Annotated in this window: 24 protein-coding genes and 1 pseudogene; 23 read left to right on the plus strand and 2 right to left on the minus strand. The window is 66.3% G+C overall.

The window, feature by feature from the left end; translation table 11 throughout:
* Position 1: 1 nt before the first annotated feature.
* The 19 genes and pseudogenes from fliM (at position 2) to rfbC (ending at position 15,263) form a co-directional block, all read left to right on the plus strand.
* Positions 2-1,009: a flagellar motor switch protein FliM gene (gene fliM / locus NH8B_RS05810; protein WP_014086444.1), complete on the plus strand. Its 1,008-nt coding sequence runs from the start codon at positions 2-4 to the stop codon at positions 1,007-1,009.
* Positions 1,006-1,437 (plus strand): flagellar motor switch protein FliN, encoded by a 432-nt coding sequence (gene fliN / locus NH8B_RS05815; RefSeq protein ID WP_014086445.1) that lies wholly within the window; start codon positions 1,006-1,008, stop codon positions 1,435-1,437. The genes fliM and fliN overlap by 4 nt, the downstream gene beginning before the upstream one ends.
* Position 1,438: 1 nt before the next feature.
* Positions 1,439-1,861: a flagellar biosynthetic protein FliO gene (gene fliO, locus NH8B_RS05820; protein ID WP_014086446.1), complete on the plus strand. Its 423-nt coding sequence runs from the start codon at positions 1,439-1,441 to the stop codon at positions 1,859-1,861.
* A complete protein-coding gene (fliP, locus tag NH8B_RS05825) occupies positions 1,858-2,604 on the plus strand; it encodes a flagellar type III secretion system pore protein FliP (protein ID WP_008955246.1) in 747 nt (248 codons plus the stop codon). The genes fliO and fliP overlap by 4 nt, the downstream gene beginning before the upstream one ends.
* Positions 2,601-3,086: a GNAT family N-acetyltransferase gene (locus NH8B_RS05830; protein WP_014086447.1), complete on the plus strand. Its 486-nt coding sequence runs from the start codon at positions 2,601-2,603 to the stop codon at positions 3,084-3,086. The genes fliP and NH8B_RS05830 overlap by 4 nt, the downstream gene beginning before the upstream one ends.
* The gene (fliQ, locus tag NH8B_RS05835; protein ID WP_008955244.1) at positions 3,083-3,352 is read left to right on the plus strand and encodes a flagellar biosynthesis protein FliQ; all 270 of its coding nucleotides are present in this window, start codon (positions 3,083-3,085) and stop codon (positions 3,350-3,352) included. Before NH8B_RS05830 ends, fliQ begins: the two co-directional genes overlap by 4 nt.
* Before the next feature lie 68 nt (positions 3,353-3,420).
* Positions 3,421-4,127 (plus strand): annotated as a pseudogene (gene fliR, locus NH8B_RS05840) (flagellar biosynthetic protein FliR).
* Positions 4,128-4,204: 77 nt separating this feature from the next.
* Positions 4,205-4,930: a YebC/PmpR family DNA-binding transcriptional regulator gene (locus NH8B_RS05845; protein WP_014086450.1), complete on the plus strand. Its 726-nt coding sequence runs from the start codon at positions 4,205-4,207 to the stop codon at positions 4,928-4,930.
* Positions 4,931-5,272: 342 nt separating this feature from the next.
* The gene (locus tag NH8B_RS05850; RefSeq protein ID WP_014086451.1) at positions 5,273-5,632 is read left to right on the plus strand and encodes a VanZ family protein; all 360 of its coding nucleotides are present in this window, start codon (positions 5,273-5,275) and stop codon (positions 5,630-5,632) included.
* A gap of 222 nt (positions 5,633-5,854) precedes the next feature.
* Entirely contained in the window at positions 5,855-7,150 is a 1,296-nt protein-coding gene (locus tag NH8B_RS05855; protein ID WP_014086452.1) for an aminopeptidase P N-terminal domain-containing protein, read from the plus strand.
* A gap of 42 nt (positions 7,151-7,192) precedes the next feature.
* Positions 7,193-8,353 carry an FAD-dependent monooxygenase gene (locus NH8B_RS05860; protein ID WP_014086453.1) on the plus strand — a complete coding sequence of 387 codons (1,161 nt, stop codon included), beginning with the start codon at positions 7,193-7,195 and terminating at the stop codon, positions 8,351-8,353.
* A gap of 173 nt (positions 8,354-8,526) precedes the next feature.
* The gene (locus tag NH8B_RS05865) at positions 8,527-9,687 is read left to right on the plus strand and encodes a UbiH/UbiF family hydroxylase (protein ID WP_014086454.1); all 1,161 of its coding nucleotides are present in this window, start codon (positions 8,527-8,529) and stop codon (positions 9,685-9,687) included.
* 16 nt (positions 9,688-9,703) lie between these two features.
* A complete protein-coding gene (locus NH8B_RS05870; protein WP_014086455.1) occupies positions 9,704-10,438 on the plus strand; it encodes a DsbC family protein in 735 nt (244 codons plus the stop codon).
* Positions 10,439-10,445: 7 nt separating this feature from the next.
* Positions 10,446-11,129: an energy transducer TonB gene (locus tag NH8B_RS05875; RefSeq protein ID WP_014086456.1), complete on the plus strand. Its 684-nt coding sequence runs from the start codon at positions 10,446-10,448 to the stop codon at positions 11,127-11,129.
* 101 nt (positions 11,130-11,230) lie between these two features.
* Positions 11,231-11,491, plus strand: a complete 261-nt coding sequence (locus NH8B_RS05880) for an acyl-CoA-binding protein (RefSeq protein WP_014086457.1) — start codon at positions 11,231-11,233, stop codon at positions 11,489-11,491.
* 170 nt (positions 11,492-11,661) lie between these two features.
* On the plus strand, positions 11,662-12,723 hold the full coding sequence (gene rfbB / locus NH8B_RS05885) for a dTDP-glucose 4,6-dehydratase (protein WP_014086458.1): 1,062 nt from the start codon (positions 11,662-11,664) through the stop codon (positions 12,721-12,723).
* Positions 12,723-13,616, plus strand: coding sequence for a dTDP-4-dehydrorhamnose reductase (rfbD, locus tag NH8B_RS05890; RefSeq protein WP_014086459.1), 894 nt, complete (start codon positions 12,723-12,725; stop codon positions 13,614-13,616). The genes rfbB and rfbD overlap by 1 nt, the downstream gene beginning before the upstream one ends.
* Before the next feature lie 5 nt (positions 13,617-13,621).
* Positions 13,622-14,506: a glucose-1-phosphate thymidylyltransferase RfbA gene (rfbA, locus tag NH8B_RS05895; RefSeq protein WP_014086460.1), complete on the plus strand. Its 885-nt coding sequence runs from the start codon at positions 13,622-13,624 to the stop codon at positions 14,504-14,506.
* A gap of 214 nt (positions 14,507-14,720) precedes the next feature.
* Entirely contained in the window at positions 14,721-15,263 is a 543-nt protein-coding gene (rfbC, locus tag NH8B_RS05900; protein WP_041703341.1) for a dTDP-4-dehydrorhamnose 3,5-epimerase, read from the plus strand.
* A gap of 281 nt (positions 15,264-15,544) precedes the next feature.
* Here the strand turns inward: rfbC and NH8B_RS05905 are convergent, their stop codons facing one another.
* Positions 15,545-16,768: a diphosphate--fructose-6-phosphate 1-phosphotransferase gene (locus tag NH8B_RS05905; protein ID WP_173387078.1), complete on the minus strand. Its 1,224-nt coding sequence runs from the start codon at positions 16,766-16,768 to the stop codon at positions 15,545-15,547.
* Positions 16,769-17,028: 260 nt separating this feature from the next.
* Here NH8B_RS05905 and NH8B_RS05910 point away from each other — a divergent pair, with 260 nt between their 5' ends.
* The 4 genes from NH8B_RS05910 to NH8B_RS05925 are packed head-to-tail and all read left to right on the plus strand — an operon-like array spanning position 17,029 to position 23,343.
* A complete protein-coding gene (locus NH8B_RS05910) occupies positions 17,029-18,465 on the plus strand; it encodes a complex I 51 kDa subunit family protein (RefSeq protein WP_014086463.1) in 1,437 nt (478 codons plus the stop codon).
* A complete protein-coding gene (gene fdhF / locus NH8B_RS05915) occupies positions 18,453-21,110 on the plus strand; it encodes a formate dehydrogenase subunit alpha (protein WP_014086464.1) in 2,658 nt (885 codons plus the stop codon). Before NH8B_RS05910 ends, fdhF begins: the two co-directional genes overlap by 13 nt.
* Before the next feature lie 17 nt (positions 21,111-21,127).
* A complete protein-coding gene (locus NH8B_RS05920) occupies positions 21,128-21,982 on the plus strand; it encodes a formate/nitrite transporter family protein (RefSeq protein WP_014086465.1) in 855 nt (284 codons plus the stop codon).
* Positions 21,982-23,343 carry an MBL fold metallo-hydrolase RNA specificity domain-containing protein gene (locus tag NH8B_RS05925; RefSeq protein ID WP_014086466.1) on the plus strand — a complete coding sequence of 454 codons (1,362 nt, stop codon included), beginning with the start codon at positions 21,982-21,984 and terminating at the stop codon, positions 23,341-23,343. The genes NH8B_RS05920 and NH8B_RS05925 overlap by 1 nt, the downstream gene beginning before the upstream one ends.
* 75 nt (positions 23,344-23,418) lie before the next feature.
* Here the strand turns inward: NH8B_RS05925 and NH8B_RS05930 are convergent, their stop codons facing one another.
* A complete protein-coding gene (locus NH8B_RS05930) occupies positions 23,419-24,072 on the minus strand; it encodes a Clp protease ClpP (protein ID WP_014086467.1) in 654 nt (217 codons plus the stop codon).
* Between the last annotated feature and the right edge of the window lie 88 nt (positions 24,073-24,160).

A 24,160-nucleotide genomic window follows, 5' to 3' on the forward strand; every position in this document is an offset into this window, starting at 1 on the left:
CATGGCCGACGATATCCTCTCCCAGGACGAGGTCGATGCCCTTCTGCGGGGTGTCACGGGAGAAGAGGCCGAGGACGACAGCGGCCAGGACTCGCAGGGTGTTCGCACCTACGACATCGGTCGTCAGGAACGCATCGTGCGCGGGCGCATGCCGACGCTCGAGATCATCAACGAGCGTTTTGCCCGCAACCTGCGTATCGGATTGTTCAACTTCATCCGGCGCAACGCGGAAATCTCCGTCGGGCCGGTGCGGGTGCAGAAGTACAGCGAGTTCATCCGCAATCTGGTCGTGCCGACCAACCTCAACCTGGTTCACGTCAAGCCGCTGCGTGGTACCGGTCTGTTGATCTTCGACCCCGACTTGGTATTCCTGGTGGTCGACAACCTGTTCGGCAGCGACGGGCGCTATCACGTTCGTGTCGAGGGGCGCGACTTCACTCCCACCGAGCAGCGCATCATCCGCCGTCTGCTGGAGGTGGTGTTTACCGAGTACCAGAAGGCCTGGGAGCCGGTCTACCCGATCGAGTTCGTCTATCTGCGCTCGGAGATGAACACGCAGTTTGCCAATATCGCGACGCCGACCGAGGTGGTGGTGGCCATGACCTTCCACATCGAGATGGGCGCGGGCGGCGGCGAGTTCCACGTCTGCCTGCCGTACTCCATGGTCGAGCCGATTCGCGACGTGTTGTCGAGCACCATGCAGGCCGACCGTACCGAGGTCGACAATCGCTGGGTCAGCCTGATGTCGCGCCAGGTGCAGGCGGCCGAGGTCGATCTGGTCGCCACGCTGGCCGGTACCAGCGTGACGCTGGGCCAGGTGCTGAATCTGAAGCAGGGTGACGTCGTGACGCTGGAGATTCCGGAAAAGATCATCGCCGACGTGTCGGGGATTCCGGTGGTCGAATGCACTTACGGCACGGTGCAGGGGCACTATGCCCTGAAGGTAGAAACCATTCTGGCCGGGGCGCACGAGTTGGCCGAGCCCAAGGCTGGAGGAGAGCAACAATGAGTGACGAGCAACAATCGAATATGGGCGAAGAAGAGGTGTCGATGGACGACTGGGCGGCCGCGATGGCCGAGCAGGAGTCGGTCGAGGCCCAGGCCGAAGCAACGGTACAGCCGGCCCATGCGCTGTTCCAGGAGTTCGGTGCGGCGGCAGCCAGCGCCAGCGTGCCGCAGAACCTGGACATGATCCTGGACATCCCGGTGCAGCTCACCGTGGAGCTGGGCCGTACCCGCATCGCCATCCGCAACCTGCTGCAACTGGCGCAGGGGTCGGTGGTCGAACTGGACGGACTGGCCGGCGAGCCGATGGACGTGCTGGTGAACGGCTGCCTGATCGCCCAAGGTGAAGTGGTGGTGGTGAACGACAAATTCGGCATCCGTCTCACCGACATCATCACCCCGGCCGAGCGCATCCGGCGACTGCAGAAATAAGATGCGCGGCTTGCTATTGTTGTTGCTGGCGCTGCCGGCCGCCGCCGCCACGCCGTCGGCACCGCCGCCCGGTCCGTTGATGAGCCTGCTGCAGGTCGTCATCGGCTTGGCCATCGTGCTGCTTGCCATCGTTGGCGTGGCCTGGCTGTTCCGCCGCCTGAGCGGCGGCATGCTGCCGGGTTCGCACCGGCTGCGCGTGGTCAGCGGCCTGATGGTGGGGCAGCGCGAGCGGGTGGTGATCGTCGAACTGGAAGGTGAATGGCTGGTGCTGGGGGTGACGGCCCAGGCGGTCAACCTGCTGACGCGCCTGCCGCGCCCGGACGACGCCGACGATGCCGCCGCCACGCCGGGCGAGCCGTTTGCGCGCTGGTTGAAGAAGGCGCTGAACGCTTCCCGTCCCCCTTCCGGTCCCTCTGCTTCATGAAACGTTTTCTTGTTTTCTCCGGCCTGCTGCTGGCAGGCCTGTTTCCGCTGCTGGCCGACGCTGCCGGTCTGCCGCTGATGAACAGCACGCCGGCCGCCGGCGGCGGGCAGAGCTATTCACTCAGCCTGCAGATGCTGCTGTTCATGACGGCACTGTCGTTCATTCCGGCCCTGCTGCTGATGATGACCTCGTTCACCCGCATCATCATCGTGCTGTCGTTGCTGCGCCAGGCCATGGGCACGATGCAGGCGCCGCCCAACCAGGTGCTGGTCGGGCTGGCGCTGTTTTTGACGCTGTTCGTGATGGGGCCGACCTTCGACCAGGTGTACAGCAAGGCCTGGGTGCCGTTCTCCGAGGACAAGATCGGCTTTGCCCAGATGCTGGAGGAGGGCAGCAAGCCGATGCGTGAGTTCATGCTGAAGCAGACGCGCGAGAAGGATCTGGCATTTTTCATCGAGGTATCGCAGTCGCCGGCGCCGCCCACCCCGGCCGAGGTGTCGATGAAGACCCTGATTCCGGCCTTCGTGATCAGCGAGCTGAAGACGGCGTTCCAGATCGGCTTCATGGTCTTCATCCCGTTCCTGATCATCGACCTGGTGGTGGCCAGCATCCTGATGGCAATGGGGATGATGATGGTATCGCCGGTGATCATCTCCCTGCCGTTCAAGCTGATGCTGTTTGTGCTGGTGGACGGCTGGACCTTGCTGATGGGGTCGCTGGTACGGAGTTTCTACACCGGATGAACATTACGCTCGTCACGTTGGCCGAAGCCGACCTGGTCGCCTGCCACGCGCTGTTCGTCGACGCCGTGCAGACGCTGGGGCGGCGTCATTACACCGAGGTGCAATGCGTGGCCTGGGCGCCTCCCGGTCCGATGCCGGCGAGCTGGCGAGCCGCCTGGGCGCGGCGCCTTGGAGGGAGTACCGGGCTCAAGGCGGTCGCCGACGATGGGGCGCTTGCCGGCTTTTCCTGGCTGACCGACGACGGCGAGTTCGACATGCTGTTCGTGGCTCCGTGGGCGGCGGGGCAGGGCGTGGCGAGCCGTCTCATCGCCGCCTTGGAGGCGACGGGGCGACAGGCCGGCCTGGTCGAGCTGTCGGTCTACGCCAGCCATGGCGCGCGCCCGGTGTTCGAGCGCGCCGGTTTCGCCGTCGAATCGGATCATATCGCCTGGCGCGACGGCGTTGCACTCGACAACTGGATCATGAAGAAAGCCTTGCCATGAGTCCCGAACTCGTCATCAATCTCGTCCAGAACGCCCTGTACGTCCTGATCATCGTCGCGGCCCCGGTGTTGCTGGTGTCGCTGTTGGTCGGTCTGCTGGTCAGCGTGCTGCAGGCGGCGACCCAGATCAACGAAATGACCCTGACCTTCATTCCCAAGCTGCTGGCGCTGTTCGTCACCCTGGTGCTGGCGGGGCCGTGGATGATCAATACGCTGGTCGACTACACCGTGCGGCTGTTCCAGAGCATCCCCAACGCGATCGGCTGATGTTTCCGATCAGCGACCTCCAGATCAACGCGCTGGTCAGCCTGTTCGTCTGGCCCTTCGCCCGCATCATGGGGGTGCTGCTGGCCGACCCGCTGTTCTCGTCGCGTTCCGCCCCGGCCCGGTTCAAGGCCGGTTTTGCACTGCTGCTGACCTTGCTGCTGGTGCCGCTGCTGCCGCCTCAGCCGGCCATCCCGGTGGTTTCGGCCGAGGGCGTGGCGGTGCTGGTGCAACAGCTGCTCATCGGGCTCGCCCTGGGTCTGGTGATGCGCGTGGTCATCACCGCGGTCGAGATGGCCGGCTTCGTCATGGGGACGCAGATGGGCCTGGGCTTCGCCTCGTTCTACGACCCGATCAACTCGGCACAGGTGCCGACCATCGCGCGTATCCTGACGCTGTTCACCTTCCTGCTGTTTTTGTTGATGGGCGGGCATCAGGTGGTGATCGAGATCCTGCTCGAAAGCTTTCGCACCCTGCCTATCGGCATGACGCTGCCACCCGACCGGCTCAAGGCGTTGGCGGAGTGGGGGGGCATATCTTCAACTGGGGGCTGTGGCTGGCGTTGCCGGTGGTGGCGGCCTTGCTGGTGACCAACCTTGCCATCGGCGTGATGACCCGCGCCTCGCCGCAGTTCAACATCTTCACTTTCGGCTTCCCGCTTACCCTGCTGGTCGGTTTTGCCGCGCTCTACCTGTCGGTGCCGCTGATGGTGCCGGCGATCGAATCCATCTATCGCGAGGCCTTCGCCTTCATGCAGGGCATGCTGAAGTCGGGGTAGCTTTCTGGTAACATGTCGCCGATTTCATCGGACTCAACCCGGCCGCGTTGCGGCCTTTATTACTGACTGAGGCGACTATGGCTGGCCACAGCAAATGGGCGAACATCAAGCATAAGAAAGAACGCGCGGACGCCAAGCGCGGCAAGATCTTTACCCGACTGATCAAGGAAATTACCGTTGCCGCCCGTCTTGGCGGCGGCGATATGGACACCAACCCGCGCCTGCGGCTGGCGGTGGACAAGGCCTGGGACGCCAACATGCCCAAGGACAACGTGCAGCGCGCCATCGACCGCGGCGCCGGCACGCTGGAAGGCGTCGACTACGTGGAAATCCGCTACGAGGGCTACGGCATCGGCGGTGCGGCCGTGATGGTCGATTGCATGACCGACAACAAGACCCGTACCGTGGCCGACGTGCGCCACGCCTTCAGCAAGTACGGCGGCAACATGGGCACCGACGGCTGCGTGGCGTTCCAGTTCAAGCATTGCGGCTACCTGGTGTTCGCGCCGGGGGTCGACGAGGATGCGCTGATGGAAGCGGCGTTGGAAGCCGGTGCCGAAGACGTTGTCACCAACGACGACGGTTCGATCGAGGTGATCACCGCGCCCTACGAATTCACCGAGATCAAGGGTGCGCTGGAAGCGGCCGGATTCAAGGCGGAAATGGGCGAAGTGACGATGCGCGCGCTGAACGAAACCGAGCTGACCGGCGAAGACGCCGAGCGCATGCAGAAGCTGCTCGACGCGCTGGAAGACCTGGACGACGTGCAGGAGGTGTACACCTCTGCCGTGATGGACGACTAAATAGAGCGACTAAGAAAACCCTCCCTGCGTTGTTGTGCTCGCGTGCGAATCTTTAAGATTCGCCCAGCAAGCACTTGCCGTACTGATTGTACTGTCTGCGGCAGTGCGCCTGGCAGGGACCGCTCCGCTGGGTTTTGTCAGCCACTCTAAGCGCTGGGGAATACATCTGCTGCGCGCCCCGATCCCGGGCCGGTGATGCACGCCGTACCCTTGGTGCGGCTGTGCTTCTCGAACCGGCCTCGGCGCGCTCGCTACGATTTCTTCCTCAAGCGCTGAGCCGGGTCCGATGTCCTGCAAGGCCTGCCATGATGGCGGGCCTTTTGCTTGTTTGGGAGCGCATCCATGTCTTACCGAGCGTTGCTGCCGGCCTTGCTGTGGTGGGGGCTGTCGCTGTGGCTGCTGCTGAAGCCGGCGGGGGAGCCGTCGGCGCTTCCGCATTTCGACAAGATCGGCCACTTTGCGCTGTTCGCGGTGCAGGCCGGCTTGCTGGGCTGGGGCTGGCGCCGTGCTGGCTTACCGCATGCCGTGTGCGCGGCCTGGCTTGCCTGCGCGCTCTGGGCGGGAGTGTCCGAGGGGCTGCAGACCTGGCTGACCGTCGATCGCGCGGCGGAGTGGCTGGACGCCCTGGCCGATGTCCTGGGGGCCTCGCTGGCGCTGGCGGGACTGGGCCGCTTCGTCGCGCCAGCCGGCAAGGCGGTGTAAACTAAGCGTCATTTTGCCGGTATTGGAGCCCATCTCATTAGGCGGCTGTGCCTTCGCATCTTGAGCGCCAGCGGTGCTCGGAATCCTCATGTACTCTGTGTACATTCCGGTTCCTGTGCTCCGGTGGCGCTCAACCTGCCTTGGCTCGCTCGTCTACTGAGACAGGCTCTTGCCGGCAACTATCCGACGTCCCACGGCCATCCCGGGGAGAAAGATGACACCATGACCCAGACCCATGTCGCCCGCCGCCAGCGCCTGATGAGCCAGATCGGGGAGGGGATGGCGATCCTGCCCACCGCGCCCGAAGCCATCCGCAACGCGGACACCCATTACCCATACCGGCCCGACAGCCATTTCCTCCATCTCACCGGTTTCGCCGAGCCGGGAGCCGTGCTGGTGCTCGATGCCCGCGCCGGCAAGTCCATCCTGTTCTGCCGTGAAAAGAACCTGGAGCGGGAAATCTGGGACGGTTTCCGCCACGGCCCGGAAGGGGCGAAGGAGCAATTCGGCTTCGACGAGGCCTATCCCGTTTCCGAGCTTGATCAGCGTTTGCCGGACTTGCTCTCGGGGCAGCCGCAATTATGGTGGAACGTTGGCCGAAGCCCGGCATTCGACCAGCAGGTAGCGGGCTGGCTCAATGCCGTGCGCGCCCGCTTCCGCACCGGGGAACAGGCTCCCCCGCGTTTCGGCGACCTGCTGGTGCCGCTCGACGAAATGCGTATGGTCAAGGACCCTGGCGAGATCGCCACGCTGCGTCGCGCCGGACAGATTTCGGCTGAGGCGCACGTGCGCGCCATGCAGTCCACCCGTCCCGGACGCTACGAATACCAGGTCGAGGCCGAACTGCTGCACACCTTCGTCAGCCACGGCGCGCGTTTCCCTGCCTACGAGAGCATCGTCGCCGGCGGCGCCAATGCCTGCACGCTGCATTACGTCGGCAACGACTGCCGGCTCAACGATGGCGAGATGCTGCTGATCGACGCCGGCTGCGAGCTGAATGGCTATGCCGCGGACATCACCCGTGCCTTCCCGGTCAACGGTCGCTTCAGCGGCCCGCAGCGCGATCTGTACGAAGTGGTGCTGGCCGCCGAGCTGGCGGGCATCGACGCGGTCAAGCCCGGCGCGGTATGGACGGCCCCCGGCGACGCCGCGTTGCAGGTGCTGGTGCGCGGCATGCTCGACCTGAAACTGCTGCAAGGTACGGTGGACGGCGTGATCGAATCCGGCGCCTTCCGCCAGTTCTACATGCACAGCATCGGCCACATGATCGGACTCGATGTGCACGATGTCGGCCAGCGCAAGCAGGGCGGCGAGTGGCGAAGCTACCAACCGGGCATGTGCACCACCATCGAGCCGGGACTCTACATCCGTCCGGCCGACAACGTGCCGGCGGCGTTCCACAATATCGGCATCCGCATCGAGGATGACGTGCTGGTGACCGAAACCGGCCGCGAGGTGTACACCGCGGCGGTGCCCAAGGGCGTGCAGGAAATCGAGGACCTGATGCGCGCGCAATGAGCTGCGGCATCGGCAGAATGACTCTGGTGAAGCAACGAAACGATGACAGTAAATCCTGAACACGCCGATATCGTGGTAGTCGGAGGCGGCCCGGTCGGCGCCTTGGCTGCCCTGCGTTTTGCCCGTGCCGGGCGCCGCGTGCTGCTGGTGGAGGCGCGCGCCAAGGAGGCGCCGATCCGCGACGCGCGCGCGCTGGCGCTGTCCTGGGCCAGTCGCCAGATGCTGCGTGACGCCGGCGGCTGGCCGGACGCACTGGCCGCAACGACGATCGACACCGTGCACGTGTCGCAGCAGGGCAGTTGCGGCCGCACCGTGCTCGACCGTGCCGACCTGGCGCTGCCGCACCTGGGCGTGGTGGTCGACTACCCGGTGCTGACCGCATCGCTCAACGCCGCGCTGGAAAGCGCCGGGGTCATGGTGTTGTGGCAGAGCCGGGTAGAGTCGGTGAAGTCGCTGCCGCATTACGCACGACTGACCGTGACCAGCCCCGAGGGGCCGGGCATGCTCACCGCGCGGCTGGTGGTGCTGGCCGAAGGGGGCGAACTCGCCGCCACCCTGCCCGGGGTCAAGCGCTTGAGCCATGATTACCGCCAATGTGCGGTGCTGGCGCCGATCACCACCGAACGGCCGCCGCAGGGCGTGGCCTACGAGCGTTTTGCTGCGCACGGTCCACTGGCGCTGCTGCCGCACGGCGACGGTTTCATGCTGGTGTGGACGCGTAGCGCCGACGACGCCGTTCGATTGCGTGATAGCGACGACAGCGTGCTCATCGCCGAGTTGCAGCAGGCCTTCGGCGAACGCCAGGGGCGGATTCTCGCGGCGGGACCGCGCGCGGTGTTCCCGCTCGCGCTCAAGCAGGCCAACCGACTGGTCAGCGGGCGCGTGGCGCTGATCGGCAACGCCGCTCAGACCATGCATCCGGTCGCGGCGCAGGGACTCAATCTGGGTCTGCGCGACGCGGCCGGTCTAGCCGACGCCTTGGAGGGGGTGGCCGATCCGGGCGATGCCCGAGCCCTCGCCGCCTTCGCCGGCTCACGCAAGATCGACAGCCATGCCGTGGTGGGTTTCACCCATGGCCTGATCCGCCTGTTCGACGGTCATTCGCAGCTGGTCAAAACCGTGCGCGGCGCCGGCATGATGGCACTCGACGTGCTGCCACCGCTGCGTCGCGCCTTTGCTGGTCACCTGGTATTCGGTGTGTGAGTGCTTGTGAATAAATCGGCTGTGCGTCCCCATTCCCGTCCTGTGATGCTCACCGTACCACGTGCACGGTGGCGCTTCTCGAACGGGCCTCGTGGCGCGGCGATGATCGCAGGGAATCCCCGCGGGACGATTTCTTTCACCCGCACCGTGAGGTCCAAAGGACTCGCTAAGTAATGAATACGAGACAAAACGATTTCGACGTCATCGTGGTCGGCGGCGGTCTGGTCGGAGCCAGCCTGGCGCTGGCGCTGGCCGAGGCCGGCCGGCGCGTGGCCTTGCTGGAAGGGCAGACCGCCTGCTTCGATGACCTGTATCAGGGCTGGGATGCGCGTGTCTACGCCGTCAGCCCGGCCAACCGCCGCTTTCTGGAAAGCCTGGGGGCGTGGCCCGGTATGGAGCGCATCGGCACCATCGCCAGCATGGACGTGCGCGGCGACCGCGGCGGCCGTATCGAGTTTGCCGCCAGCGACGCCGACGCCGAGGCGCTGGCCTGGATCGCCGAGAACCGCTGGATGCTGGCGGCGCTGTGGCGGCGGCTGGAGCGCTGCGACATCACCCTGCTGACTGGGGTGCGCCCGAGCGCGCTCTCCACCACGGCGCGTCAGGCTTGCCTGGCGCTCGACGACGGCCGCGAGTTGACTGCGGCGCTGCTGGTGGGCGCCGACGGGGCCAACTCCTGGGTGCGCGGCCAGCTCGGTCTGGAGGCCAGCGTCAAGCCCTACGGCCAGTCCGGCGTGGTGGCCAATTTCGACTGCGAACGGCCGCACGGCAACGTGGCGCGGCAGTGGTTCCTCGGCGACGGTATCCTGGCGTGGTTGCCGATGGCCGGCCAGCGCATGTCCATGGTGTGGTCGACGCCGGAGCCGGAGTCGCTGTTGGAACTCGACGCCGAAACCTTGGCCGAAACCGTGGCCTCCACCGGAGACTACGCTCTGGGCGGTTTGAGCGTGATCACCCCGGCCGCCGCCTTTCCATTGCGCTTGATTCGTCCGCAAAGTACTGTGAAAGAGCGGGTGGCGCTGGTCGGGGACGCGGCACATACGGTGCACCCATTGGCCGGGCAGGGGGTCAACCTGGGGTTCCAGGATGCGGCGACGCTGGCGGCGTTGCTGCAGGATCATCGCGATCCCGGCGACTGGCTGTTGCTGCGGCGCTTCGCACGGCAGCGCAAGGAAGCGGTGGTGACAATGCAGACCACCTGCGATGCGCTGTTTGCGCTGTTCCATCAGCACCAGCTGCCGGGTTTGCCGTGGCTGCGCAACGCCGGGCTGAGCCTGACCAACCGACTGACTCCGCTGAAGCGGCAATTCGCCCGCCATGCCATTGGTTTCTGAACAAGGAAAATAACGCATGAATGCAACCCTGAAAAAACTGGCGCTGGCAGCGCTGCTGCTGTCGTCGGCCGCCTGCGTTGCCAAGGCCTCCGATCCGGACGTGGCCGAGGTGAAGAAGGCTTTCGTTACCCGCTTCCCGGATCGCAAGGTGGAAAGTGTCAGTCCGACGCCGGTGAGCGGTCTCTACGAGGTGGTGTTGCCGGGCCGTCAGATCGTCTACGTCGACGCCGGCGTCAAGCACCTCTTCGTCGGCGATTTGATCGATGCGGAAAAGCGCGAGAGCCTGACCGAGAAGCGCGTGGCCGAACTCTCCAAGGTGGCGTGGAAGGATTTGCCGCTGGCGGCGGCGATGAAAGAAGTGCGCGGCAGCGGCGCGCGCAAGGTGGCGATTTTCTCCGACCCGGATTGTCCGTTCTGCAAGAAGCTGGAGCGCGAAACGCTGAAGGACGTGAACAATGTCACCATTTACACCTTCCTCTACCCGCTGACCCAGCTGCACCCCGACGCCATGCGCAAGTCGCGCCAGATCTGGTGCAGTAAGGACCGTGTCGGTAGCTGGACTGCGCACATGCGTCAGGGGACCGAGTTGAGCGGTCCGGACAACTGCGATGTCAGTGTGCTGGAGCAGAACCAGGCGCTGGGGGCGAAGCTTGGCATCAATGGTACGCCAACCATGGTGTTCGGCAACGGCCGCATGGTATCCGGGGCGATTCCCTCGGCCGAATTCGAGAAATACCTGAGCGCCCAGTAACCCCTCCATGTGCTCGGCAGCGGGGCGCGGTTTCGACGTGGGCAGGAGGCTGGTTTGCTGGTATCAGCACCTGTCCATCGGCGAGCGGCTGGCGCTGGCGCTGAGCTTGTCATTGGGCTTGCACGCCACCGCCATGCTGCTGCCGGGGTCTCCGCCCAGGGTCGCGTCGGTGCCGGGCGTGCTCAGCGTGATGCTGCAACCCTCCCGGGCGGGCGGCCAGGATCACCCCGCGCGTGCTGCCATCCCCCCCTTGCTGCTCGCGAGCGAGGCGACCCATCCTGCTTTGCTCCCGATCCGCGATGAACCATCCTCCTCGGCGGACAGCGCTCCGCTGACCATGCCGCCGGACGTATCGGCCCCTGTTGCGGCGGCTCCGGCCGCTGTGCTGTCCGGGGCAGACGGGGAGGGTTATTTCCCCGCAGCGGCGCTCGATGTGTTGGCGGTGCCGCTGCAACCGATCGAACTGGCCTTGCCGCCGGAGGCCCCCAAGGGCGAGTTGCGCCTGATGCTGAGGGTCTACATCAATGAACGAGGCGGCGTCGACGCCGTGGAGCCCGAACAGCCCGATCCCTCCGGAGTCCTCGAGCCCGAGGCCCGCCGTATCTTCCTCTCGGCCCGCTTCGCCCCGGCACGCCGGAACGGGGTGGCGGTAAAGAGCTACAAGCGTATCGAGGTGCGCATGCAAAATTAAAACGATTGTTTTATTTGTGCTAGAGTACGACTCGATTAAGCTGGGCAACCGGCATCCATGCGCAACGGGAGGCAGGCTCCCAATCACTCAGAGGAATGAACATGTCAGATCTGCAAACGTTGTTCGTCCAGGCCCAGGCCGATGTGAAAACCCTGGCCGAGCGGCCGGACAACCAGACTCTGCTGCAGCTCTACTCGCTGTTCAAGCAGGCGACCGAAGGCGATGTCCAGGGCGAGCGACCGGGCATGATGGATTTCATCAACCGTGCCAAGTACGACGCCAGGGACAAGATCAAGGGCATGAGCGCCGAACAGGCAATGCAGGGTTACGTGGACGCGGTCAACAAGCTGATGAACGAGTAACCGCCACGTCATTGCGATGGCACGGCCCGGTCTGATGCGGGGCGATGAACAAGACCGGTGGCAGCCCCACCGGTTTTTTCGTGTCATCGTGCCAGAACCGCTAGAATACCCGGCTGGAATGATACGGTGCGTCGCCCGGGCGGCGGGCAGCATAAGAGGGACAGGAAGCGATGATTCTGGTGACGGGTGGGGCAGGCTTCATTGGAGCCAATTTTGTCAGGCTGTGGTTGGAGCAGAATGATGAACCGGTGTTGGTGCTCGACAAGCTGACCTATTCCGGTAACGCCGCCAACTTGCAGCCTTACCTCGAGGAGGGCCGGGTTGAGCTGGTACGCGGGGATATCGGCGATGCGGCGCTGCTGGAGCGGCTGCTGGCCGAACACCGCCCCCGCGCCATCCTCAACTTTGCCGCCGAAAGCCATGTCGACCGCTCGATCCATGGCCCGTCGGTGTTCGTCGAAACGAATATCGACGGCACCTTCCGCCTGTTGCAGGCGGCTACCGCCTACTGGTCGGGGTTACCGGACGGGGACCAGGCGGCGTTCCGCTTTCTGCACGTCTCCACCGACGAGGTGTTCGGCTCGCTGGGGGAGCATGATGCGCCGTTCTGCGAAACCTCGCCGTACGCCCCGAATAGTCCCTACGCCGCCTCCAAGGCGGCCTCCGATCACCTGGTGCGCGCCTGGCACCATACCTACGGCCTGCCGGTGCTGACCAGCAACTGCTCGAACAATTATGGACCGTATCAGTTCCCGGAAAAACTGATCCCGCTGATGATCGACCGCGCCCTCGACGGCCAGCCCTTGCCGGTGTACGGCGACGGTCGCCAGATTCGCGACTGGCTCTACGTCGAGGACCATTGCCGTGCGCTGATGGCGGTGCTGGAGCGCGGCCGGGTGGGCGAGGTCTACGCCATCGGCGGCTCGTGCGAGAAGACCAACCTCGAGGTGGTCGAGACGCTGTGCGCCACGCTCGACGCCTGCCGGCCGCGCGCCGACGGGGTGTCCTACCGGCAGCAGATCGCCTTCGTCGCCGACCGCCCCGGACACGACCGACGCTACGCCATCGATGCGGGCAAGATGCGCCGCGAACTGGGCTGGGAGCCACGCGAGACCTTCGCCAGCGGGATTGAGCGCACGGTCGCCTGGTATCTGGCTAACCCGGCGTGGGTGGCGGCGGTGAAAAGTGGTGCGTATCGCGACTGGATCGACATGCACTACGGAGCTGCCTGATGCGTATCCTGTTGACCGGCGGCAGCGGCCAGCTGGGTTTCGAGCTGCGTCGCAGCCTGGCGCTCTACGGCAAACTATGGGCGCCGGGGCGCGAGGTTCTGGATTTGTCGAGGCCGGACCAGTTGGCGCCGCCGGTGCTCGAGTTCGCTCCCGACCTGATCGTCAACGCCGCCGCCTACACCGCGGTCGACCGTGCCGAGACCGAGCCGGCGCTGGCGGAGCGGGTGAACGCCGAGGCTCCGGCCGAACTCGCGCGCCTGGCCGAGCGTCTGGGCGCCACCTTGCTGCATTTTTCCACCGATTACGTGTTCGACGGTGCAGGGGTGGCACCCTACCGAGAGGGCGATGTCACCAGGCCCTTGAGTGTGTATGGCCGGACCAAGCGCGATGGCGAGCTGGCGGTGATGAACGATTGTTCGCGTCACTACGTGCTGCGTACCAGTTGGGTCTACGGGAGCGTCGGCGGCAACTTCGTCAAGACCATCCTGCGCCTGGCCGCCCAGCGTGACACGCTGAACGTGGTGCACGACCAGGTCGGGGCACCGACCTCGGCGATGCTGATCGCCGATGTCAGCGCGCAACTGGTGTCGCGGCTTCGCGAGGGGCGAGTGTTGCCCTACGGCCTTTATCATCTGGCGGCCGCGGGCGAGACCTCGTGGCACGGCTTCGCCCGCGAGATCGTCGGACTGGCTCAGGATGTCGGGGGAGGGTTGGTGCTGAAGCCGGAGGCGATTCAGGCCATTCCTGCCGCGGACTATCCGGCGGCGGCCGAGCGCCCCGCCAATTCTCGGCTCGACACGCACAAGCTGCGCGTCGCTCTGGGCATCGTACTGCCCGACTGGCGTCATCATCTGCAGCTGGTGTTGCAGCAGCTCGCCATCCAAAAGGGATAATTCTCATGGTTCAACGCAAAGGCATCATTCTCGCCGGCGGCTCCGGCACGCGGCTCTACCCGGTCACCCTCGGCGTCTCCAAGCAGCTGCTGCCGGTGTTCGACAAGCCGATGATCTACTACCCGCTCAGTACCCTGATGCTGGCGGGCATCCGCGACGTGCTGATCATCTCGACGCCACAGGATACGCCGCGTTTCCAGCAGCTCTTGGGCGATGGCAGCCAGTGGGGCATGAGTCTCAGCTATGCGGTGCAGCCCACGCCGGATGGCATCGCACAGGCCTTTCTGATCGGTGAGTCGTTCCTGGCGGGGCAGCCGTCGGCACTGGTGCTGGGGGACAACCTGTTCTTCGGCCACGACCTGGCCGGCAAGATGAAACAGGCGGCGGAGGGCGAGCGTGGCGCCACGGTGTTCGCCTACCCGGTGCACGACCCGGAGCGCTACGGCGTGGTGGAGTTCGACCAGGCGGGCCATGCCGTCAGTCTGGAAGAGAAACCGGCGCAACCGAAGTCGCGCTATGCGGTGACAGGGCTCTATTTCTACGACGACCAGGTGGTCGACTTCGCGCGCGAGCTGCGTCCTTCGGACCGTGGCGAACTGGAAATCACCGACATCAACCGCCGCTATCTCGATGCCGCACAACTGGACGTGCAGGTGATGGGACGCGGCTATGCCTGGCTCGATACCGGTACCCACGAATCGCTGCTGGAGGCGGGCCAGTTCATCTCGACGCTGGAGCGGCGCCAGGGACTGAAGATCGGCAGCCCGGAGGAGGTGGCCTGGCGCAGCGGCTTCATCGACGATGAGCAGTTGACCCGTCTGGCCCAGCCGATGAAGAAGAACGGCTACGGCCAGTACCTGCTGTCCTTGCTCAACGAACGCATCTTCTGAGGGCTTGTGAATAAATCTGCTGCGCGTCCCTGATCCGGGTTCATGTGCTCTGCGTGCGAATCTTTCGCTGGGCACATCAACGATGTGCACGCAGAGATTCGCTCAGTGATCGGAAATCCTCATGTACTCCGTGTACATTCCGGTTTCTGTGCTGCTCTTTACCCCGCTGAGGGCGGCTCGCAACGAGTTCTTTCACAAGCTTTGGGGCAAAAAAATGAAAATCATCGAGACCGCGCTCAACGGTCTGCTGCTGCTGGAGCCGGTGGTATTTGCCGACGAGCGCGGCGAGTTCTGCGAGACCTTCAACGCGCGCCGCTTTGCCGCGCTGATCGGGTGCGAGGTGAGCTTCGTGCAGGACAACCGTTCGCGCTCCCGGCCCAACGTGCTGCGTGGCCTGCATTACCAGCACGCCCATCCGCAGGGCAAACTGGTGCAGGTGACGCAAGGCGCGGTATGGGACGTGGCGGTGGACTTGCGACGTGCTTCTCCCAGCTTCGGGCAGTGGTACGGCGTGACGCTGTCGGCCGAGAACCGGCGCCAGTTGTGGATTCCCGAAGGGTTCGCGCACGGCTTCCTGGCACTACAGGATGGGGCCGAATTCTGCTATAAGGTCAGCGACTACTGGCATGCCGGGGACGAGTATTGCATCCGCTGGGACGATCCGGCGCTGGGGATCGACTGGCCGCTGACGCAGCCGCCCGTCTTGTCGGACAAGGACCGGCAGGGGCTGAGCTTCGCCGAAGCGCCGCGGTTCTGACGCCGTCGCCCTGCACGTGGTGTACGGGCATCGGCCCATGGTTCGTCAGGGATGGGCGTACGGGACCGCCTTGGACCGGTGTTGCCAGGCTGGCGGGCATGAAGGTTCCGGGCAGGACTTTGCCTTGCATTCTGCGAGGCTGGAACTATAGTGAAAGTGCGCCCCAAGGTGGCCGGATTGATTTTAGCGGTGTGAGCAGCTAGGTCGGTGCCGGGACTGTAGGGGCGCTTATCATGTCTGCCGTTCCCCTTCGGGGAAACGGGAATGCTGCTCGGCGCCGCTCATTGCCAGCGCAGTATCGGCCACTCCAGCGATGGATAGCTCGGCAGGCCGTCGGCAAAGGGTGGCCAGTCCTCCCCCTGCAAGAGGGGGCGGAGGTAGTCGAGAAAGTCAGGGCTCACCGAGAAACCATCCGCTCCGATGTACGAGGCCGGTAGCAGGCGTTCGGCGTCGGCCACGTCGGCGAGCGCCACCGCGGCCATTTCCCAGTCCTCTTGTCCCCGTGCCGGACGCAGTCCCACCATCACTCCGCTTTGTCCCCGCAATGCCCATTCCAGCGCCGTGCGTCCGGCCGCTTGCGCCAGCCTGAGATCGAGCGCCGAAACGAGATGGCGTGCCGCGCGCTGCAGGCAATCCGCCACCGCGGCATGGACGTGCAGGCCGCGCTGCTGTGCCAGGTAGGACGCCACGCGCTGCGCGGCGCCGCCCAGTTGCTGGAACGGGGAGCCGGGGGTGTAAGGCTGTTCGGCCAGCAGCACGCCGTTGTCGTCGCGCACGCCTTCTGCGACGACCAGCACGGCATGGCCGTGCTGTCGCAGACAGGTGTCGAGGGCATCGAGCAGGCGTTCCGGCCGATACGGCACTTCGGGCAGCAACAGCAGGTGGGGGGCGTCGCCCGGGTGGCGTGCCGCGGCGGCGCAGCCGGCGGCGAGCCAGCCGGCGTTGCGGCCCATGGTTTCCAGCAGCATCACTCGCCCCGGCCCGAGGCTCGATACATCCAGTGCCAACTCGCGTACCGAGGCGGCCAGATACTTGGCCGCCGAGGGGTAGCCGGGGCTGAAATGGGTGGCGACAAGGTCGTTGTCGATGGTCTTGGGAATGCCGATGACCCGGAGCGGGTAGCCCAGGCGCAGGCCGAATTCGGTGAGCCGCAGCGCGGTGGCCATCGAGCCGTTGCCGCCGTTGAGCAATACCGTGCCGATGCCTGCTCCGCGCAGGACGTCGTGTAGCTGGTGCCAGGTCTCCGGTGCCGAGTCGTACGGGGGCAGCATCTCGCGGCTGGAACCGAAGCAGGTGCCGGGCAGGGTGGAGAGCAGCTGCCATTGCCGTTGCGGCACCGCGTCCAGGTCGAGCAGTTCGCCCTGGCGCAGCCCGGTCAGGCCGTGCCGGGCGGCGCACAGCGACACGCCGGCGTGCCGGGCCGCTTCGATCACGCCCTGCGCCGAGGCGTTGACCACCGCCGTCGGCCCTCCTGATTGCAGATACAGCACGCGCGACGAGGTCAAGGCAGGCTCCCGATCGACGTGGGCCAGGTGCTACGGCCGCGACAGGGGCGGTTTTGCACCGGGCGCACTTCCGAGGCGGCGGATGCCACCTCTTTCAATACCACTATAACAAACCGTGCCGCTCTTCCGCCGTCGTCTCCGGATGTTCCGACTGCCCGGCGCGAACGCTTATTTGCGCTGTGTTTGATCTGATACCGGTTGTGATCGCGCCGCTTGACTACAGTAAAAGAGTTAAACCCTATGCTCAGGGGGGATTTTACGTGCGCGTGCTGCCCCGACACCTTGCCGCCCATACCTTCTACCATCTTGGCGAGCCGCTGGCCGGGCGTTGCTGCCGTGGGCTGGCCTGCTTTGCCGCACGCGCCGATGCGCCGGTGCGCTGGTCGGCGGCGCAGCGCGACCGGTCCCCCTTGTATTGTCTCGGCAAGTGTTACGCCGGCCCCAGCGCGGCCGACCACGATCCGCGTCCGCACGTCGAGGTGCACAGCCGCCAGGCGGTGTTGCTCGGCAACGTGCTGGCGGGCGGGGTACACCGCCTGGCCGACTACGTCACGCGCGGTGGCGGGACGGCGCGACAGCGTGCCATGGCCATGGCGCCGGAGCAACTGCGGCACGCCGTGGAGATGTCTGGGCTGCGCGGCCGCGGCGGTGCCGGCTTCCCGGCGGGGAGGAAATGGCAGGCGGTGGCGGCGCAGCCGGCCGATCGCAAGTATCTGGTGGTCAACGCCGACGAGGGCGACCCCGGCGCCTTCTCCGACCGCTTCCTGCTGGAGGATGATCCTTTCCGTGTGCTCGAGGCGATGATCATCGCCGCCCATGGCGTGGGTGCCGGGCAGGGCTATGTCTATCTGCGCAAGGAGTATCCGCTGGCGGGCGCGAGGTTGGCCGAAGCCATCGAGCAGGCGCGCCGGGCCGGCTGGCTGGGGGAGCGCTTCGACGTCGAGCTGGTGATCGGGGCGGGCAGCTACCTGTGCGGCGAGGAGACCGCGCTGCTCAACGCGCTGGAGGGGCGCCGCCCCGAGGTGCGCCTGCGGCCCCCGCAGATCAGCGCATGTGGTTTGTTCGGCGCGCCGACGCTGCTGCACAACGTCGAGACCTTGTGCGCGTTGCCGTGGATCGTCGAGCATGGTGCCGTTGCTTACGCCGCGCTCGGTTTCTCGTTGAGCCGCGGCACCAAGCTGTTGTCGCTCAATTCGCTGTTCAGCCGGCCGGGGCTGTACGAGATCGAGTTCGGGCTGCCCTTGTCCGAAGTTGTCGACAAACTGGGCGGCGGATTGCGCCGCGGTCGCCTCAAGGGGGTCATGGTGGGAGGCCCGCTGGCCGGCATCGTGCCGCCACGCCTGCTCGATACCCCGCTGGGCTACGAGGAAATGCAGGCCATCGGTTGTGCCGTGGGGCACGGCGGGGTGATCGCCTTTGCCGACGATACCCCGCTCGCCGCCATTCTGGCCGAGGTGTTTCGCTTCGGCGCCGGCGAATCGTGTGGCAAATGCACCCCGTGCCAGCGCGGCACGCCGCAGCTGGCGGCGATGTTCGAGGCGGCGATGGCGGGAGGACGCATTGAGCCGGGGCGTTGCGCCGACTTGCTCGACGCGCTCGGCGCCGCCAGCCTGTGCGGACACGGGCGCGGCCTGGCCGAGTTCGCCCGGGCCGTCCAGACCCATTTTCCCGAGGAGTGGAAGGCATGCTTCAGCTGACCATCGACGGCACCGTCCGGAGCGCCGAGCCGGGCCGGCTGCTCGACGTGTTGTTGCAGGGCGGGGCCGAGGTGCCGCATCTGTGTCACGACCCGCGGCTCACGCCGCACGGCGGCTGCCGGCTGTGCCTGGTGGAGGTCGACGGCGAGCCGCGGCCGGTGGCGAGTTGCGCCTGCCAGGCCGAGGACGGCATGGTGGTCCGCACCGACACGCCGGCCCTGCGCGCCTTGCGCCGTACCCACTTGCAGCTGTTGGCCGAAAGCTATCCGCCGGCGGCCATGGAGGCCGAACCGCAGCACCCTCTGCATCGGCTGTTTGCGGCCTATGACGTGGAGCCGGGCGGGCAGCTGCGCGACGGCCTGTTTCTCGACGACACGCATCCCTATATCGGCATCGACATGACACGTTGTATCGACTGCCAGCGCTGCGTGCGAATCTGCGAGCAGCTGCAAGGGCAGTTCGTGTGGGAGGCGTGGCAGCGCGGCGCGGCGCTGCGCATCGCCCCCGCGCATGGTGCCACCCTGCTGGAAGGGGGCTGCGTCAGCTGCGGCGCCTGTGTCGACAGCTGCCCGAGCGGGGCGCTTTACGACAAACGCGTGACGGTGGAGGTGGAGGGCTGGACGCGCACCACCTGTGTCTACTGCGCGGTGGGCTGCCAGATGGAGGTGGGGCGTCGCGGCGGGCGGGTGGTGGCTGTGCGCCCGGCGGCGAGCCCGGTCAATCGCGGCCACCTGTGCGTCAAGGGCCGCTACGCCTTCGAGTTCAACCACTCGCCCGAACGCATCACCTGGCCGATGATCCGCAACGGCGAGGGCTGGCGCCGGGTGAGCTGGGACGAGGCGCTCGACTTCACCGCCGCCAAGCTGCGCGCCATTGTCGCCGCGCATGGTGCGGACGCCATTGGCGTGCTGGGTTCGGCGCGCGCCACCAACGAAGAGAACTACCTGGCGCAGAAATTTGCCCGGGTCGTGCTCGGCACCAACAACGTCGACTGCTGCGCCCGCGTCTGCCACACCCCTAGCGCCAAGGCCTTGAAGACCATGCTCGGCACCGGCGCGGCGAGCAATGGCTTCGACGATATCGAACTGGCCGGGGCCTTTCTGATCTGCGGCGCCAATCCGACCGAGAACCACCCGGTGGTGGGGGCGCGCATCAAGCAGGCGGTGTTGAACGGCGCCAGGCTGGTGGTGATCGACCCGCGCCGCACCGAGCTGGCCGGGCTGGCCGACGTGCACCTGGCACCGCGGCCGGGTTGCAACGTGCCGCTGTTCAATGCCATGGCGGCGACCCTGATCGAGGAAGACCTGCTCGACCAGGCCTTCATCGGCGAGCGGGTCGACGGGTTCGACGCGTTTGCCGATTTCATCGTCGACTATGCCCCGGAGCGGGTGGCGATGGAGTGTGGCGTGAGCGCCGCCGACATCCGTGCCGCCGCCCGGCTCTACGCTGCCGGCCGCCCGTCGATGTGCCTGCATGGTCTGGGCGTGACCGAGCACCTGCAGGGCACCGAGGGCGTGATGACGCTGATCAACCTGGCGCTGCTCACCGGCAACCTGGGGCGTCCCGGCGCCGGCATCAACCCCCTGCGCGGGCAGAACAACGTGCAGGGGGCGGCGCATATGGGCTGCGATCCGGCGACGCTGCCCGGCGGGCACTCTTTCAAGGAGGCCGGGGCGCGCTGCGCCTCGGCCTGGGGTGCCCCGCTGCCGGAACGCCATGGCCGCAACCTGCTGCAGATGGTGGACGCCGCCGCTGCCGGCGAGCTGAAGGCGATGTGGGCCTTCGGCTACGACATCTACCTGTCGCTGGCCAACGTCGGCGAGACCTCCCGGGCGCTGTCCGAGCTGGAGCTGGTGATCGTGCAGGACCTGTTCCTCAACGAAACCGCCAAGGCCTTCGGCAGTGTGTTCCTGCCGGCCGCGTCGTTCTTCGAGCGCGACGGCACCTTCATGAATTCGGACCGGCGCGTGCAGCGCATCCGCCAGGTTGTGCCGGCGCCGGGTGAAGCCCGGCCTGACTGGTGGATCATCCAGCAGCTGGCGGCGCGGCTGGGGCGGGCCGACGGGTTCGATTTTGCCGGTCCGCAGGCGATCTGGGACGAGGTGCGTGCGTTGTGGCCGGAGGGGGCCGGGCTCAGTTACGCCCGCATGGAATACGAAAGCCTGCACTGGCCCTGCCCGGACGAGCAGCATCCGGGCACCCCGGTGCTGTATCAGTCGAGCTTCCCGGTCGGCCAGCGCGCCATGCTGGCAGCCATTGCCTACCTGCCGACACCGGAACAGACCGACGCCGACTACCCGCTGCTGCTGCTCACCGGGCGCACGCTCTACCAGTTCAACGCTGGCACGATGAGCAACCGCACCCCCGATACGGTGCTGCGCCCGGCCGACACGCTGGACATGGCGCCGGCCGACGCCACGCGCCTGGGGCTGGCCGACGCCGCGCCGGTGCGCGTGACCAGCCGCTACGGCGAGGTGGTGCTGCCGCTGCGCATCAGCCGCCAGGTGCAGCCGGGGCAGGTGTTCGCCACCTTCCATCGCAGCGAGCCGCTGGTGAACCGGCTGACCTCGTCGATTCGCGATCTGCAGGTGCAGGCGCCGGAGTACAAGGTGACCGCGGTGCGGGTAACGGCCGCATCGGCCTGAGTGAAAGGGGGGCACTGATGGCGCTATACGGATTCGATGCCTTCTCGCCGGCCGAGATCGCCGAACGGGTGGAAACGGTCGGCGTGGCCAAGGCGCAGCTGCCGCTGCGGCAGATGGCGCTGCTGGGCGTGCTGGCCGGTGCCTTCATCGGCTTGGGGGCGCTTTACTTCGTGCTGGTGACCAGCGACCCCTCCCTGGGGTTTGCCGCCAGCCGCGTGCTGGGCGGGCTGGTGTTTTCGCTGGGGTTGTTGCTGGTGGTGGTGGCCGGGGCGGAGCTCTTCACCGGCAACAATCTGCTCGCCATGGCCTGGGCCGATGGCCGCATCGGCACCGGCCTGTTGCTGCGGAACTGGCTGGTGGTGTGCCTGGCCAATTTCGTCGGCGCCGCCGGCTTGGCGCTGATGGTGTGGTTGTCGGGGCACGCGGCCCTGAACCACGGACTGGTGGCGGAGCAGGTGGTGCGGCTGGCCGCCGCCAAGTGCTCGGCGCCGCTGGCCACGCTGTTCTGGCGCGGGGCGCTATGCAACGTGCTGGTGTGCCTGGCGGTGTGGATGGCGATGGCCGGGCGCAGCGTCACCGACAAGATGGTGGCGGTGGTGTTTCCGATCTCGGCCTTTGTCGCCGCCGGCTTCGAGCACAGCATCGCCAACATGTACCTGATCCCGCTGGCGATGCTGCTCAAGGATGGCGTCGCCGGCCCGATTCCGTTCGCCGATACCATCGGCTGGGGCGGTCTGTTGCGCAACCTGTTGCCGGTGATCGCCGGCAATCTGCTGGGAGGCAGTGTGCTGGTGGCGCTGGTGTATTACCTGATCTACCGACGCGGGGCCGCCGTGGCGGCGCCCGTTGCGGCGGAAAACGGGAGCGAGTGATGCGTATCACCTTTCTGGGGGCGGTTGGCACCGTCACCGGCAGCAAGTTTCTGGTGGAGCACGGCGGTTCGCGCGTGCTGGTGGATTGCGGTTTGTTCCAGGGCTTCAAGCAGTTGCGTCTGCGCAACTGGGCGCGGCTGCCGTTCGAGCCGGCCCGCCTCGACGCCGTGGTGTTGACGCATGCCCACCTCGACCACAGCGGCTATCTGCCGCTGCTGGTGCGCGAAGGGTTTGCCGGTCCGGTGTACGCCAGCGAGGCGAGCTGCGCGCTGGCGGAGATACTGCTGCCGGACAGCGGCCACTTGCAGGAGGAAGAGGCCGAGTACGCCAACCGCCACGGCTTTTCCAAGCACCATCCGGCACTGCCGCTCTATACCCTGGCCGACGCCGAGCGCTCGCTGAAGGCCCTGCAGATGCTGCCCTGGCATCAGCCCCGGCAGGTGGCGAAGGGAATCTCGGTGACGCTGTACCCGGCCGGGCACATTCTCGGCGCCGCCATGGTGGAAATCAGCGCCGGTGGTGTGACGCTGCTGTGTTCCGGCGACCTGGGGCGACCGCACGATCCGATCATGGTGCCGCCCGAACGCATCGCCCGGGCCGACTATCTGTTGGTGGAGTCGACCTATGGCGACCGTCGCCACCCGCCGGAAGATACCGCCAAGGTGCTGGCCGAGATCATCCGGCGCACCACGGCGCGCCATGGCATCACGCTGATCCCGTCCTTCGCGGTGGGGCGCACCCAGTCGCTGATGTATTACCTGTACCGTCTGAAGCAGTCCGGAGCGATTCCGGCCGACCTGCCGGTGTTCCTCAACAGCCCGATGGCCACCGATGCCACCGAGCTCTACCATCGCTTCCGCCACGAGCATCGGCTCAGCCCGACGGAGTGCGAGGGCATGTGCCGCGTGGCGCATATCGTGCGCACGGTGGAGGAGTCCAAGAGCCTCAACGAACGACACGAACCCGCCATCATCATTTCGGCCAGCGGCATGGCCACCGGCGGCCGGGTGCTGCACCACCTCAAGGCGTTCGCGCCCTACGCCCGCAACACCATCCTGTTCTCCGGTTTCCAGGCAGGCGGCACGCGTGGGGCGGCGATCGTCGGCGGGGTGGAATCGGTACGCATCCACGGCGAGGAAGTGCCGATCCGCGCCGAGGTGGTGATGCTGGAGAACCTGTCGGCACACGCCGATGCCAGCGAAATCCTGGCGTGGCTGGGTGGCTTCGAGAGCGCGCCACGGCATACCTTCGTGGTGCACGGCGAACCGGTGGCAGCGGACACGCTGCGGCGCCGTATCGCCACCGAGCTGCGTTGGCACTGTTCGGTGCCGGAGCACGGCATGACCCAGCAGCTGGATTGAGGGCGGCGTAGGGCGTGCCGTCCATTGCTCCCGCGCCCCGCCGGAGAAGCCATCGATGATGCGCCCTGGTGCCGCTCAGCTGCCGGGTTCGGCGTCGGGCGCGCTGTTCTTGCGGTTGCGGCGCGGCGCGGTCGGCTTGGCCGGTGCGCGCTGCAGTCGGCTCAGGCGACGCCGGATCTCGTCCGAGTCCATCCAGACATCCGCCCCCTTGAGCACCTTGTCGACCTCCGCCGTGCTGAGGAAGGGCTGGCAGATGCGCTGCATGACCTTTTCGAACCAGCTGCTCACCGCCTGGATCTGTGCCTGCTGCTCGGTGCCCCGGCCGGCGAAGGTGCCCGAGTAGATGTGGAACATCAGCTGGCAGTTGTCCTGCACTTCCAGTTCGTCCCCGGCCAGGAAAATCAGCGCGCCCATCGAATAGGCACGCGCCTCGAGCACGGTGATGACGTGGGCGCAGGAGGACTGCATGTTGTTGATGATCTGCATGCCGGTGTCGAAGTCGCCGCCGGTGGTGTTGAGGTGCAGGTAGATGATGTCGGTCTCGCTGGCGCTGCGCAGGGTGTAGAACAGATTGGTGTAGAAGTGCGAGGCCTGGATTTCGCCGCACAGGTAGAAGGAAATCTCGCTTAGCTGCGAGCGTATTTCGTAGCGTGACAGCCCCTGGAACACCGGGGGCTCGGGCTGGTCCTCGCCCGGCTCGCCCTGGGCGCTGATGGTCGGTTTGGTCATGGTGCCTCCACGGTGCTGGCCATGATTCCATCTTAGAGCCCATTTTCGCAGGCGACCACGCCTTCGCGCCGGGCGCGCCGTCGGTCTT

It is taken from the genome of Pseudogulbenkiania sp. NH8B, assembly GCF_000283535.1.
Lineage (GTDB): Bacteria > Pseudomonadota > Gammaproteobacteria > Burkholderiales > Chromobacteriaceae > Pseudogulbenkiania > Pseudogulbenkiania ferrooxidans.

Bases quoted from the DNA above. Each gene is read 5' to 3' on its own strand.
- fliN (WP_014086445.1), top strand. From the start codon at position 1,006: ATGAGTGACGAGCAACAATCGAATATGGGCGAAGAAGAGGTGTCGATG.
- fliO (WP_014086446.1), top strand. From the start codon at position 1,439: ATGCGCGGCTTGCTATTGTTGTTGCTGGCGCTGCCGGCCGCCGCCGCC.
- NH8B_RS05860 (WP_014086453.1), top strand. From the start codon at position 7,193: ATGACAGTAAATCCTGAACACGCCGATATCGTGGTAGTCGGAGGCGGC.
- fliP (WP_008955246.1), top strand. From the start codon at position 1,858: ATGAAACGTTTTCTTGTTTTCTCCGGCCTGCTGCTGGCAGGCCTGTTT.
- rfbA (WP_014086460.1), top strand. From the start codon at position 13,622: ATGGTTCAACGCAAAGGCATCATTCTCGCCGGCGGCTCCGGCACGCGG.
- fliM (WP_014086444.1), top strand. From the start codon at position 2: ATGGCCGACGATATCCTCTCCCAGGACGAGGTCGATGCCCTTCTGCGG.
- rfbC (WP_041703341.1), top strand. From the start codon at position 14,721: ATGAAAATCATCGAGACCGCGCTCAACGGTCTGCTGCTGCTGGAGCCG.
- fliQ (WP_008955244.1), top strand. From the start codon at position 3,083: ATGAGTCCCGAACTCGTCATCAATCTCGTCCAGAACGCCCTGTACGTC.
- NH8B_RS05845 (WP_014086450.1), top strand. From the start codon at position 4,205: ATGGCTGGCCACAGCAAATGGGCGAACATCAAGCATAAGAAAGAACGC.
- NH8B_RS05830 (WP_014086447.1), top strand. From the start codon at position 2,601: ATGAACATTACGCTCGTCACGTTGGCCGAAGCCGACCTGGTCGCCTGC.
- NH8B_RS05870 (WP_014086455.1), top strand. From the start codon at position 9,704: ATGAATGCAACCCTGAAAAAACTGGCGCTGGCAGCGCTGCTGCTGTCG.
- NH8B_RS05920 (WP_014086465.1), top strand. From the start codon at position 21,128: ATGGCGCTATACGGATTCGATGCCTTCTCGCCGGCCGAGATCGCCGAA.
- NH8B_RS05925 (WP_014086466.1), top strand. From the start codon at position 21,982: ATGCGTATCACCTTTCTGGGGGCGGTTGGCACCGTCACCGGCAGCAAG.
- rfbB (WP_014086458.1), top strand. From the start codon at position 11,662: ATGATTCTGGTGACGGGTGGGGCAGGCTTCATTGGAGCCAATTTTGTC.
- NH8B_RS05850 (WP_014086451.1), top strand. From the start codon at position 5,273: ATGTCTTACCGAGCGTTGCTGCCGGCCTTGCTGTGGTGGGGGCTGTCG.
- NH8B_RS05865 (WP_014086454.1), top strand. From the start codon at position 8,527: ATGAATACGAGACAAAACGATTTCGACGTCATCGTGGTCGGCGGCGGT.
- NH8B_RS05880 (WP_014086457.1), top strand. From the start codon at position 11,231: ATGTCAGATCTGCAAACGTTGTTCGTCCAGGCCCAGGCCGATGTGAAA.
- NH8B_RS05930 (WP_014086467.1), bottom strand. From the start codon at position 24,072: ATGACCAAACCGACCATCAGCGCCCAGGGCGAGCCGGGCGAGGACCAG.
- rfbD (WP_014086459.1), top strand. From the start codon at position 12,723: ATGCGTATCCTGTTGACCGGCGGCAGCGGCCAGCTGGGTTTCGAGCTG.
- NH8B_RS05855 (WP_014086452.1), top strand. From the start codon at position 5,855: ATGACCCAGACCCATGTCGCCCGCCGCCAGCGCCTGATGAGCCAGATC.
- fdhF (WP_014086464.1), top strand. From the start codon at position 18,453: ATGCTTCAGCTGACCATCGACGGCACCGTCCGGAGCGCCGAGCCGGGC.
- NH8B_RS05875 (WP_014086456.1), top strand. From the start codon at position 10,446: ATGTGCTCGGCAGCGGGGCGCGGTTTCGACGTGGGCAGGAGGCTGGTT.